Annotated in this window: 13 protein-coding genes; 3 read left to right on the forward strand and 10 right to left on the reverse strand. The window is 70.1% G+C overall.

Translation table 11 applies throughout. The features are described from left to right. Positions 1–9: 9 nt before the first annotated feature. The 7 genes from B7P34_RS24540 to clpS all read right to left on the reverse strand — a co-directional run bounded on the left by B7P34_RS24540 (position 10) and on the right by clpS (position 5,592). On the reverse strand, positions 10–762 hold the full coding sequence (locus B7P34_RS24540) for an MBL fold metallo-hydrolase (RefSeq protein WP_106679869.1): 753 nt from the start codon (positions 760–762) through the stop codon (positions 10–12). A 183-nt stretch (positions 763–945) separates the two neighbouring features. Further along, positions 946–1,896: a PLP-dependent cysteine synthase family protein gene (locus B7P34_RS24545; protein ID WP_106679870.1), complete on the reverse strand. Its 951-nt coding sequence runs from the start codon at positions 1,894–1,896 to the stop codon at positions 946–948. A gap of 11 nt (positions 1,897–1,907) precedes the next feature. Further along, on the reverse strand, positions 1,908–2,189 hold the full coding sequence (locus tag B7P34_RS24550; protein WP_106679872.1) for a MoaD/ThiS family protein: 282 nt from the start codon (positions 2,187–2,189) through the stop codon (positions 1,908–1,910). Positions 2,190–2,308: 119 nt separating this feature from the next. Beyond that, a complete protein-coding gene (locus tag B7P34_RS24555) occupies positions 2,309–2,731 on the reverse strand; it encodes a Mov34/MPN/PAD-1 family protein (protein WP_106679874.1) in 423 nt (140 codons plus the stop codon). A 147-nt stretch (positions 2,732–2,878) separates the two neighbouring features. Then, a complete protein-coding gene (locus tag B7P34_RS24560) occupies positions 2,879–4,369 on the reverse strand; it encodes an amino acid permease (protein WP_106679876.1) in 1,491 nt (496 codons plus the stop codon). Between the two features lie 318 nt (positions 4,370–4,687). Then, the gene (locus B7P34_RS24565) at positions 4,688–5,290 is read right to left on the reverse strand and encodes a DUF2017 domain-containing protein (protein WP_106679878.1); all 603 of its coding nucleotides are present in this window, start codon (positions 5,288–5,290) and stop codon (positions 4,688–4,690) included. After that, entirely contained in the window at positions 5,290–5,592 is a 303-nt protein-coding gene (clpS, locus tag B7P34_RS24570; protein WP_106679891.1) for an ATP-dependent Clp protease adapter ClpS, read from the reverse strand. The genes B7P34_RS24565 and clpS overlap by 1 nt, the downstream gene beginning before the upstream one ends. Positions 5,593–5,768: 176 nt before the next feature. On the opposite strand from clpS, the gene B7P34_RS24575 reads away from it, so the two are divergent. Together B7P34_RS24575 and B7P34_RS24580 are read left to right on the forward strand one after the other, a co-directional pair. Continuing rightward, on the forward strand, positions 5,769–7,097 hold the full coding sequence (locus B7P34_RS24575) for a nicotinate phosphoribosyltransferase (protein ID WP_106679880.1): 1,329 nt from the start codon (positions 5,769–5,771) through the stop codon (positions 7,095–7,097). A gap of 148 nt (positions 7,098–7,245) precedes the next feature. Continuing rightward, positions 7,246–7,839 (forward strand): isochorismatase family protein, encoded by a 594-nt coding sequence (locus B7P34_RS24580; protein ID WP_106679882.1) that lies wholly within the window; start codon positions 7,246–7,248, stop codon positions 7,837–7,839. Between the two features lie 213 nt (positions 7,840–8,052). Here B7P34_RS24580 and B7P34_RS24585 read toward each other — a convergent pair whose 3' ends face one another. Both B7P34_RS24585 and B7P34_RS24590 read right to left on the reverse strand, forming a co-directional pair. After that, entirely contained in the window at positions 8,053–8,379 is a 327-nt protein-coding gene (locus B7P34_RS24585) for a hypothetical protein (protein ID WP_106679884.1), read from the reverse strand. A 135-nt stretch (positions 8,380–8,514) separates the two neighbouring features. Next, the gene (locus tag B7P34_RS24590; RefSeq protein ID WP_189383026.1) at positions 8,515–10,926 is read right to left on the reverse strand and encodes an immune inhibitor A domain-containing protein; all 2,412 of its coding nucleotides are present in this window, start codon (positions 10,924–10,926) and stop codon (positions 8,515–8,517) included. Between the two features lie 338 nt (positions 10,927–11,264). Here B7P34_RS24590 and B7P34_RS24595 point away from each other — a divergent pair, with 338 nt between their 5' ends. Further along, positions 11,265–11,522: a hypothetical protein gene (locus B7P34_RS24595; protein WP_106679888.1), complete on the forward strand. Its 258-nt coding sequence runs from the start codon at positions 11,265–11,267 to the stop codon at positions 11,520–11,522. 61 nt (positions 11,523–11,583) lie between these two features. Here the strand turns inward: B7P34_RS24595 and B7P34_RS24600 are convergent. Then, positions 11,584–12,218, reverse strand: a 635-nt coding sequence (locus tag B7P34_RS24600; RefSeq protein WP_223268182.1) for an RDD family protein, incomplete at its 5' end; no start/stop codon positions are given.

Raw genomic sequence — 12,218 nt, forward strand, 5'->3', positions numbered from 1 at the left:
CGGAAGAGGTCAGATCTCGTACACCGCGCCCGCGCGGGCGAGTTCGACCGGCCCGTCGTAGACGGCGCGCGCGTCGCGGAGGTTGGTCAGCGGGTCCGTCCACGGCGGGATGTGGGTGAGGACGAGCCGCCCCGCCCCGGCCCGCGCGGCGTGCTCGCCGGCCTCGCGGCCGTTGAGGTGGAGGTCGGGGATGTCCTCCTTGCCGTGGGTGAACGACGCCTCGCACAGCAGCAGGTCGGCGCCGGCGGCCAGCTCGTGGAGCTCCTCGCAGGGGCCGGTGTCGCCGGAGTAGACGAGGGCGCTGCCGTCGTGCTCGACGCGGAAGGCGAAGGCCTCCACGGGGTGGCGCACCCGGTCCGTGCGGACGGTGAGCGGGCCCACGGAGAAGGTGCCCGGGGCGAGGGTGCGGAAGTCGAACACCTCGCGCATGCAGGACTCGTCGGGCACGTCCCCGTACGCGGTGGCCAGCCGCTGCTCGGTGTCGCTCGGTCCGTAGACGGGGATGGCCTCGGCCCGGCCGCCCTCGTGCCGGTAGTAGCGGGCCACGAAGTAGCCGCACATGTCGATGCAGTGGTCGGGGTGCAGGTGCGAGAGCAGGATGGCGTCGAGGTCGTAGAGACCGATGTGGCGCTGCAGCTCGCCGAGGGCTCCGTTGCCCATGTCGAGGAGCAGCCGGAAGCCGTCGGCCTCGACGAGGTAGCTCGAACAGGCCGATTCCGTGGACGGGAACGACCCCGAGCATCCGACGACGGTGAGCTTCATGCGGGCCTGAACCTCCGTTGACTCGTGACGGGGGGCCATGCGGTCCGTCGAGCGTAAGGCGCGAAGGGGACGCCCGCTCCTCCACGAGGTGGGGTTGTGGCTGAAGTCACCGGTACGGACGCGTGGCCGCCGGGCGGCCCTCCGCGGGCCGCCGAGGGCCGCCCGGCGCCCGTCACGTGCCGGTCAGGCCCACAGCTGGCCCTGCAGTGCTTCGACGGCCGCTTCCGTCGTGGGGGCCGTGTAGATGCCCGTCGAGAGGTACTTCCAGCCGCCGTCCGCCACGACGAAGGCGATGTCGGCGCTCTCCCCCGCCCGTTCGGCCTTGCGGGCCACGCCCAGGGCGGCGTGGAGGACGGCGCCGGTGGAGACGCCCGCGAAGATGCCCTCCTCGGTCAGGAGCTCGCGGGTGCGGCGGACCGCGTCCTGTGAGCCGACCGAGAAGCGGGTGGTGAGGACGGAGGCGTCGTAGAGCTCGGGGACGAAGCCCTCGTCGAGGTTGCGCAGGCCGTAGACGAGGTCGTCGTAGCGCGGCTCGGCGGCGACGATGCTCACGCCGGGCTTGTGCTCGCGCAGGTAGCGGCCGACGCCCATGAGGGTGCCGGTGGTGCCGAGGCCGGCCACGAAGTGGGTGATCTCGGGGAGGTCGGCGAGGATCTCGGGGCCGGTGGTGGCGTAGTGCGCGCCCGCGTTGTCGGGGTTGCCGTACTGGTAGAGCATCACCCAGTCGGTGTGCTCGGCGGCGAGCTCCTTGGCGACGCGGACGGCGGTGTTGGAGCCGCCCGCCGCGGGCGAGGAGATGATCTCCGCGCCCCACATGGCGAGCAGCTGCCGCCGCTCCTCGCTGGTGTTCTCGGGCATGACGCACACGATGCGGTAGCCCTTGAGCCGGGCGGCCATGGCGAGCGAGATGCCGGTGTTGCCGGAGGTGGGCTCCAGGATGGTGCAGCCCGGGGTCAGCCGCCCGGCCCGCTCCGCCTGCTCGATCATGTGCAGGGCGGGGCGGTCCTTGACCGAGCCGGTGGGGTTGCGGTCCTCCAGCTTGGCCCAGATCCGGACCGACCCGGACGGGGAGAGCCTGGGCAGCCGCACCAGCGGGGTGTTGCCGACCGAGGCCAGGTGGCTGTCGTAGCGCATGCGCGGGCCGCTCAGGCCATTCCGCCGGCGACGGCCGGGAGGATGGTGACGCTGTCGCCGTCGCCGAGCTCGGTGCCGATGCCGGCGAGGAAGCGGACGTCCTCGTCGTTGAGGTAGACGTTGACGAAGCGGCGGAGCTCGCCGGACTCGTCGACGAGGCGCTCGCGGATGCCCGCGTGCCGGGTCTCCAGGTCCTTGAAGAGCTCGTCGAGCGTGGCGCCGTTGCCTTCGACGGCCTTCTGCCCGTCGGTGTAGGTGCGGAGGATGGTCGGAATGCGGACCTCGATGGCCATGATGCGGCTCCTGTCGGCGTGCGGGTGGGGCACCTGGGGCAGATCGTATCGATTCCGTGTGCGGCCGCCGGACGTTCGTACCGGCATGCGGACAGCCGCGGCCCGCCGGGGGCCGGAGCTCAGTAGGCAGGCACTACGGTGACGTCCTCTTCGGTCACCCGGCCGTCCACTATGCGGAACGAGCGGAACTGGAAGGGGCCCGCGCCGTCGGTGTCGGCGGTGGACACCAGCACGTAGTGGGCGCCGGGCTCGCCCGCGTACGAGATGTCCGTGCGGGACGGGTAGGCCTCGGTGGCCGTGTGCGAGTGGTAGATGACCACGGGCTCCTCGTCGCGGTCGTCCAGCTCGCGGTAGAGCTTCAGCAGGTCCGCGGAGTCGAACTCGTAGAACGTGGGCGACCGGGCGGCGTTGAGCATGGGGACGAACCGCTCGGGGCGGTCGCTGCCGGCCGGTCCGGCGACCACGCCGCAGGCCTCGTCGGGGTGGTCCGCGCGGGCGTGCGCGACGATCCGGTCGTACAGGTCCTGCGTGATGGTCAGCATGCGCCCCAGGATAGGCATGGGGGAATCGCCCGGGTAAAGGGAAGGGCCCTCCCGTACCAAGGGCTGGTACGGGAGGGCCCGGATGCCGGACGGGTCCGGCGGGTGCCTTACGCGGCCTCAGGCTGCCTTACGCGGCCTCGGGCTGCGTCACGCGGCCTGGTCGACCTTGACGGCCTCGACGGCGGCCTGCGAGTAGTCCTTGCGCTCGAACGCCTGCGGGTTGCGGCGCTTCAGCACGAGGTAGGACACCCACATGATCGCGGCCCAGACCGGGGCGCAGTACAGGGAGACCCGCGCGTCCGCGTCGATGCCCATCATCACGATGACCATGAAGATGAAGGCGAGCGCGAAGAGGCTGGTCCACGGGGCGCCGGGGGCGCGGAACGCGGACGGCGGGAGCTCGCCGCGGTCCGCCTTGCGGCGGTAGCGCAGCTGGGCGACGAGGATCACGATCCACGCCCACATGCCGGAGATGGTCGCGAAGGAGACGACGTAGTCGAACGCCTTGCCCGGCCACTGGTAGTTGATCCAGACGCCGACGAGCATCAGCGCGGCGGAGAAGGTGGTGCCGCGCAGCGGCAGGCCGCGCTTGGTCAGCTCGCCGAAGAACTTCGGGCCCTGGCCGTTGAGCGACAGGTCGCGCAGCATGCGGCCGGTGGAGTACATGCCCGAGTTGCAGGACGACAGCGCCGCCGTGAGGACGACGAAGTTGACGATGCCCGCACCGGCCGGCAGGCCGATCTTCTGGAAGGCGGCGACGAACGGGCTGACGCCCGGCATGAACTCGCCCCACGGGACCACGGCCAGGATGATGATCAGCGCGCCGATGTAGAAGACGGCGATGCGCCACGGCACGGTGTTGATCGCCTTGGGGAGCGTCTTCTCCGGGTCCTTGGCCTCGCCCGCGGTGACGCCGACCAGCTCGACGGCGAGGAAGGCGAACATCACGATCTGCAGGGTCATCAGGGTGTTGCCGATGCCGTGCGGGAAGAAGCCGCCGTCGTTCCAGAGGTTGCTGACGGTGGCGGTGTCACCGGCGTCGGAGAAGCCGATGGTCAGCACGCCGACACCGATCAGGATCATGCCGATGATGGCGGTGACCTTGACCATGGAGAACCAGAACTCCAGCTCACCGAAGAGCTTCACGGAGATCAGGTTGGCGAAGTACAGCAGGATGGTGAAGCCCAGCGCGGAGACCCATTGCGGAATGGAATGGTTCCAGTACTGCACATAGGAGGCCGCGGCGGTCACCTCGACGATTCCGGTGACGACCCAGAAGAGCCAGTACGTCCATCCGGTCACATAGCCCCAGAAGGGGCCGAGGAACTCCCGGGCGTAGTCCGAGAAGGAGCCCGACACCGGGCGGTACATGAGCAGCTCGCCGAGCGCTCGCATGATGAAGAAGATGACCAGACCGGCTATGGCATAAGCCAGGATCAGGCTGGGTCCGGCCTTGGAAATGGCCTTCCCCGCGCCGAGGAAGAGGCCGGTGCCGATGGCGCCACCAATGGCGATCATCTGAATCTGGCGGTTACCGAGTCCCCGCTCGTAACCCTCGGAAGCCGTCTTGCCGCTTCCCTTGTGGCCCGGTTCCGCGACTGCGTCCGCGGTACGGGCCGCGACCTGCTCAGAGGTCATGGTGGTGCGCCTTTCTCCATACCGATCCGGTTGCTCCGGATCGGGTTCCGATCCCCCCGGATGGAGTCCTGCGAGTGCCGACGGTCGGCCGGCTCAGCGCTCCCGCCGTGAACATGGGTGGCGTCACGGAGGCAGGTCGGCAAGGTGTATCACGAGTGGCCGGTAGATCGTCTGAATGCCGATCATGGACCAGTGACGCAGACCACAAAGAAATGCGGACAATAAGGAAAAGAAGCGTTAATAGGCACCGTTACGGTGATCCGATCGTTATCCGGACTTGATTGTTCCCTGAGCGGACGGCCCGGACGCTTTGATCGATCATCCCATCAGTGCATCTACCAGCGTTTCCTGTAGTCCGCCAAGCCAGAGGTGAGCCATCACCATCGGCTTGCGCGCGTCGTCGTCCGGCAGCCGGAGCAACGCTTCACTGTCGTCCTCATGGGTGATTTCCAGCCGCGCCCCGATGGTCAGCCGGAGGTCGTTGAGCGTGCCCAGCCAGCGGCGGCACTCCTCGGGCGTGAGGCGCAGGACGGCCACGTCGTTTCCGGCGTCGCCGGCCACCGAGAGACCGTCCAGCGAGCGGACGACGGCGAGGGCGTCCTCGCGCTTGCGGTCGCGCAGGTCGTTCTCGGTGTAGCGGCGGAATTCGGCGGCGTACGCGCGCTGCTGCGCGTCCTGCCCGGCCTCCGGGTCGCCGTAGGCGTCGGGGAAGAGCCGGGCGAGCGCGGGGTCGGACGGCGGCTCGCTGGGACCCTCGGCGAAGAGCCGCGCGAGCGGGTCGGCACCCTCGGGGCCCGCGGCGTCGCCCGGGCCGATCAGCTCCAGCAGCTGGACCGTCAGGCTGCGCAGGATGGAGACCTCGACCTCGTCCAGGGCCACGGCGGCCCCGCCGCCGGGCAGCGGCTCGAAGTGGCCGGCCATCAACGGTCCTGCGACAGCGTCGCCCACAGCCCGTAGCCGTGCATCGCCTGCACGTCGCGCTCCATCTCCTCGCGGCTGCCGCTGGAAACGGTGGCGCGCCCCTTGTGGTGGACGTCGAGCATCAGCTTGTGGGCCTTGTCCTTGGAGTAGCCGAAGTACGCCTGGAAGACATACGTCACATAACTCATGAGGTTGATGGGGTCGTTGTGAACCAGCGTGACCCAGGGAACGTCGGGCTCGGCCACCGCGTACGGGGCTTCGCTCGACTCGGTGCGTTCGATCTCGACCGGTGCAACACTCACGTTTCCCATGCTGCCACTCGGGGGCTTGCGATGCACAAAGGGGGGTGCCCCCGGGCCCGCGCGTCGAGCGGGGGCGGGGTGCGCGCCGACCGGGTCGCGGACGGGTGCCGGGCCTCACAGGCTTCCCGGCGTAGAAATCGTCAGTCTGACGAGTATTGGGGGTAGCATCTGGTTCCATGAACGCTGCGGACTTGAGGCTGCCGGTGGACGTTCCGTCGACGGCCCTCTTCACCGACCGGTACGAACTCACGATGCTGCAGGCCGCGCTGCGCTCCGGCACCGCCGACCGCCGCTCGGTCTTCGAGGTCTTCACCCGCCGGCTGCCCGAGGGGCGCCGCTACGGCGTCGTGGCGGGCACCGGCCGCGTCCTGGACGCCGTGGAGAACTTCCGCTTCGACAGCGGCGTGCTGGACTTCCTCGCCGCCCAGCGGATCGTCGACGAGCCGACGCTCGCGTGGCTCGCGGACTACCGCTTCCGCGGCGACATCTGGGGCTACCCCGAGGGCGAGGTCTACTTCCCGGGCTCGCCGATCCTCCGCGTCGAGGGCACCTTCGCCGAGGCGGTGCTGCTGGAGACCGTGATCCTGTCGATCCTCAACCACGACTCGGCCGTCGCCGCCGCGGCCTCCCGGATGGCCGTGGCCGCCGGTGACCGCCCGCTGATCGAGATGGGCGCCCGGCGCACCCACGAGCTCGCGGCCGTCGCCGCCGCCCGCGCCGCCTACGTGGGCGGCTTCACCTCCACCTCCGACCTCGCGGCCGGCTTCCGCTACAGCATTCCGACCGTCGGCACCAGTGCGCACGCCTTCACGCTGCTGCACGACAGCGAGCGCGACGCCTTCACCGCCCAGGTCGACTCGCTCGGCGGGGGCACGACCCTGCTCGTCGACACCTACGACGTGACCGAGGCCGTCCGCACGGCCGTGGAGATCGCGGGCCCGGAGCTCGGCGCCGTCCGCATCGACTCCGGCGACCTGCTGCTGCTCGCGCACCGCGTGCGGCAGCAGCTGGACGACCTGGGCGCGACCAAGACGAAGATCGTCGTCACCAGCGACCTCGACGAGTACGCCATCGCCTCGCTCGCCGCGGCGCCCGTCGACGCGTACGGGGTCGGCACCCAGCTCGTCACCGGCAGCGGGCACCCCACCTGCTCGATGGTCTACAAGCTCGTGGCCCGCGCGGACGAGGCCGGCCCGGACGCCCCGCTGCGGCCCGTCGCCAAGAAGTCCATGGGCGGCAAGACCTCCCTCGGCGGCCGCAAGTGGGCCGCGCGCCGGCCCGACGCGGCCGGGGTCGCCGAGGCCGAGGTCGTCGGCACCGGGCCGGTGCCGCCGGAGCTCGCGGACCACCAGCTGATCACGGAGCTCGTCCGCGGCGGCGAGGTCGTCGCCCGCGAGCCCCTGGACGCCGTGCGGGACCGGCACGCCGCGGCCCGGGCCGGGCTCCCGCTCTCCGCGACCCAGCTCTCGCGCGGTGAGCCGGTACTCCCCACCGAGTACCTCTGACGCTCCCCGCGCGCCCGGTGGGCCTGCCCCGCTCCGGGTCCCTCTCCCATTGCGCAACGGAAGTCACTACCCTCGGTCACAGAGAGGCGATCCGTACAGTCGTGATCCGCACTGTCGGCCGAGGGCCCTTCCACAAAGGATCCGCACTATGCAGCGTGCACTGATCATCGTCGACGTGCAGAACGACTTCTGCGAGGGCGGCAGCCTCGCGGTCGCGGGCGGGGCGGACGTGGCCGCGGCCATCACCGACCTCGTCGGCGAGGCCACCGCCGGGTACCGGCACATCGTCGCCACGCGCGACCACCACATAGACCCCGGCGCGCACTTCTCCGCCGAGCCGGACTACGAGACCACCTGGCCGCCGCACTGCGTCGCCGGCACGGAGGGGTCCGGGTTCCACCCGAACTTCGCTCCGGTCATCGCCTCCGGGGCGATAGACGCCGTCTTCGACAAGGGGGCGTACGCGGCCGCGTACAGCGGGTTCGAGGGCACCGACGAGAACGGGGTGTCCCTGGCGGACTGGCTGCGGGAGCGGGGCGTCACGGAGGTCGACGTCGTCGGCATCGCGACGGACCACTGCGTCCGCGCGACCGCGCTGGACGCGGCGCGGGAGGGTTTCTCGACGCAGGTGCTGCTCGACCTGACGGCGGGGGTCGCTCCGCACACGACGGAGAAGGCGCTCGGGGAGCTCCGCGAGGCGGGCGTCGAGCTGTCCGGCAAGCCGGTGGTTGCGACGGGGTGAGCTCCGGCCGAGCGGGGTTCGGCACCGCCGGACCGCGCCGCGGTGGCTGCTCGCCGCTGCGGCGGAGGGATGCCCCGGTCCCGCCCTTTCACCGTTTCCTGGGGGCAAGCCCCCAGCCCCCCCCTGGCCCGGGGCGGAGCCCCGGAAATCAGCCACCGCGCACATGACCGGCGGTGCCGGACCGGCCGCAAGCCGTACGTGGCAGGCAAAGGCCTACGCCGCCGGAGCCCCGCGCAGCAGGCTCCGTATCGGGTGCCACGACTCCGTGTCGTCGTCCGGCGCCGCGCGCCAGACCAGCCCGTCCGGATGGTGGAGGACCGCGGTTATCTCGTCCGGCGTCGGCGGCTCCGTGTTGCCGCGCAGGTAGACCGCGCGCAGGCCGAGGTTCCGCAGGCGGGTGAGTGCCCGCGCGCGGTTCGCCGCGTGCACGAGCACCCGTACGCGCGAACCGGGCGCCGCGGCCCCGCCGGGCGGCCCGGGAAGGTAGAGGGCCACCACCACGCTGCCGCCCGGCAGCTTGCAGAAACCACCGCCTGCCATGCCCGCGTCACCTCTCCCCGGGCCGGGGTGTCAATAACAGCGTCACGCCAGTCATCTAAACGCGATCGGCCGCCGCCCGCTAGAGGGCGACGGCCGACACTGCGCTGACCTGCACAAACGCAGGTCCTGCGGGATTTACTTGCCCGACGGGCTCACCTGGACGGTCATCGAAGAGCCGCTCGGCGCCTGCCAGAGGATCTTGATCCGGGTGTTGGTGTCAGTAACCTGCACACCGCCGGTCGGGTTGTCCTTGCTCCAGTACGTGCCCTTGCGGTCGTCGAAGACCGGCGCGCCGAGCTTGCCCTTCACGCGGGCCGCGACGCCGTCCTGGTGGACGGTGTAGCCGTCGCTCGGGAACCAGCTGAAGGGCGAGTCGTACGCCTGGAAGCGGTTGCGCATGACCGTGCCGTCGGCCCACTTCTCGATCTGCGGGTGCGCGTCGACCGGCAGGATGCGGCCGACACCGGGGTGCACGCCGACGTTGTTGTCGGCCTGCGAGGTGTCCCACTTCCAGATGAGGAGACCGTTCTGGTAGGGGTAGTGCTCGACCCAGCCCGGACGGTCCTTCTTCCAGCCGAAGTTGTACGGGCCGGTCTTGAGGGTCGTGTCGTACGAGACGTACTGGCGGTTCTCGGCGATGTAGTACTGCGCGTACTCCTTGGTGAAGGACTCGCCGATGCGCGAGAAGCCCTTCGCCGTCCAGCCGTTGTCGTCGCCCTCGGCGCCGTCGGTGAAGAGGGTGGCGCCGTCGGCGGTGAGGCTGATGGCGTCGGCGGTGAAGCCCTTGCCGGTGGTGCCGCCGTCCGTGCTGTAGCGGAAGCGCAGGTCGATCTTCTTGCCGGCGTACGCGTCGAGCGGGAACGACAGCTTCTTGTACGCGCCGGACTGGCCGGTCAGCGCGGGCTTGTCGCCGCCGTCGCGCGGGATGGACTTGCCGTCGGCCGTGCCGTCGACCGGGGTCCAGTTCTTGCCGCCGTCCGTGGAGACCTCGACGTAGGCGTAGTCGTAGTTGGCCTCGATGTCCCACCAGCCGGAGAAGTCCAGGCTCGCCTTGGCCTTGCCGGTGAGGTCGACCGGGCGGGAGAGGGTGTTCTTCAGGTCGTCGGCCTGACCGCCCCACCACTGCTTGCCGCCCTCGGCGGGCTTCACGACGTCGGTCTTGACCGCCTTGTTGGGCAGGTCGACGACGACCGCCTGCTTGTCCTTGGTGTTGTACTCGGCCACGCCCAGCTTGTGCGTCGACTTCGTCGCCGCCTTCGCCTTGTCGTAGTTGAGCCAGCCGAGCTGCAGCTTGTCCCAGGCGCTCATGTCGCCGGGCAGGTCACCGATGGTGTCCTTGCCGCGGCCCAGCCAGGAACCGGAGGACATCAGCGACCAGTAGGCGACGGAGGACTCACCGGTGCCGGTGGTGTCGTACTCGTCGGGCAGGCCCAGGTCGTGGCCGTACTCGTGGGCGAAGACGCCGAGGCCGCCGTTCTCGGGCTGCATCGTGTAGTCGCCGACCCAGATGCCGGTGTCACCGATCTGCGTGCCGCCGGCCTTGTTGTTCGCGGGGCCGGTCTTGCCGGCGTCCGAGCCGTAGGCGTACCAGCGGTGGGCCCAGATGGCGTCGGTCTTCTGCGCGCCGCCGCCGGCGGACTCGTCCTCGCCGGCGTGCACGATCTGGAAGTGGTCGATGTAGCCGTCGGGCTCGTTGAAGTTGCCGTTGCCGTTGTAGTCGTTGCGGTCCCACTGGTCGTAGGTGGCCAGCTGCGCCTTGATGTCGGCGTCGCTGCGGCCGGCCGCCTTCTGGTCCTTCACCCACTGGTTGACGCCGTCGCGCACCAGGTCCCAGGCGGCGGGGCAGTTGGTGGAGCCGCAGTAGTTGGAACCGTAACGGGCCTCGTTCCAGGGGACCCTGACCCAGTCGGTGACCGTGCCGTCGACCGTGTAGCGGCCCGAGGACTGCTTCTCGTAGTACTTCGCCAGGGACTCCTTGTCCTTGTCGTGCGAGAAGTACAGGTCCTGGAAGTGCTCCCGGTTGTAGTCCTTCTGCCAGGCCGTGCTGTTGTCGTTCTTGCGGTCCGGCTGCTTGATCTGGTTGTGCGCCGGACCCGGCTGCCCGCCGTACTTCTTCACGGGCGGCTTGGGCCCGTCCGGCCCGTCCGGGTCGTACATCGTGGTGTCGTCGACCTTGTCGCCGAAGTCCACGAGGATCGTGAAGATGCGGTCGGTCTTCTCCCGGGCGAGCTCGACGTACTTCCCCTTGCCGAGCTGGACGACCTTCGACGCGCCGCGCTGCTCCACGCGGGCGTCGCCGGATATGACCTTGTCGAGGGCAGCCTTGCGCTGCGCCTCCTGCTTCTTCGCGTACGGGCCCTTGAGGTCGTGCTCGACGCCCTTCCCGGCCTGCTCCGGGTCGTGGCGCTCGATGCTCGACGGCGTGCCGGCAGTGGTGGCCGCCTGCGCGATCCCGGCCGTGGTCCCCGTCGCCAGGGCCGTCGCGGCGAGCACGACGGTCGTGGCCACGGCGGCGGATCTGGCGAGCCTCCGTTGGCTGCTCTTCACTTGTGAATGTCCTCCCCAGTGACAACTGTGGAGGTATTTGACCGGAGTGACGCCGGAAAAGACAGACCTTGACTACAAGCGGAAGAGCAAGTACGTTATCCGACCTTTATGTTGCGGATTTCGGACACGAACGGGCGCGCTCGGCTGACGGCTTGAACCGGCGGATGACTCCGTGCGCCCCCTGTGCTCCGGCACCGTGTGTTAGGTCACGCTTACCGGCAGTTCCGCTCGGGCAGACAGGACCGTAGAGTCGTTTTGGTGTACACCATTGCTGTACGCACGCTCTTCGCACCAGCCGGCTCCGCACCCACACCTTTGCTCCGAGGACGGATCCCGCCATGCCGCGTCCGACCCCCGCACAGATAACCTACGGATCGGCCACCGTCGTCTTCTCGACCCTCGCCATGCTGCTGCTCTCGCAGACGAGTTCGGGGGTCGGGATCGCGGTCATCGCCGTCGCAGCGCTCGCGCTCGGCCTGTTCGTCGCCGTCGCCTTCCCCATGCCGCGCGCCGGCTCCCGCAGGCCACGGGTGCCCCGGCAGCGCGCTCCCCTGCCCACCGAACCGAGACTGAGCGAGCACTCGCTGCATGGCTGAGCACTCGCCGCATAGCTGAGCACTCACCGCACGGCCGGGCACTCACCGCACGGCCGGGCATTCACTGAACAGTTGAGACCACCACCGTTTTGGCCGCCTTGTCGTGGATGCACTGGTGGAACGGCATGTCCCACGTACACCAGAGCACGTTGACCAGCCAGAAGAGGACGCCGCAGCAGGGCACCACCTGCGGCAGGTTGTACACGGCGGCGCGCGTCCAGCCCGGGCTCCCCTGGGGGATCGCGCCGTTCTCCAGCATCGCCACCCGGATGCTCATCACCATCTTGCCGACGGTCTGCCCCCGATGGGTGAGCATCAGCCCCTCGTAGACGAAGTAGACGACGGCGATGATGATGCCGAGGCTCGTGGACCGGCCGTCGTTCCAGTTCGCCGGATCCCAGTCCCACATCGCGGCCTTGAAGACCGCGGTGACCGGGACCGACACGAGCAGCGCGTCGATGATGCGGGCGACGAGCCTCTTGAACCGGTTCGCGAGCGGGGGCATGCCCGCGAGCGGGTCGGCGGCGCCGAACTGATCGCCGTAGGGATTGCCGGGGCCGCCGCCCGGGCCGGGGGGCGGGGCTCCGTACGGGCCACCGCCGTACGGGGGCACCTCCGCGCCGGGCGGCCGGCCGCCGCCGGCGTACGCACCGCCTTCCGGGGACGTGCCGGGGCCCGGCGGGGGCGGGGGCGGGG

The organism is Streptosporangium nondiastaticum, from assembly GCF_003011965.1.
GTDB classification, from domain to species: domain Bacteria; phylum Actinomycetota; class Actinomycetes; order Streptomycetales; family Streptomycetaceae; genus Streptomyces; species Streptomyces nondiastaticus.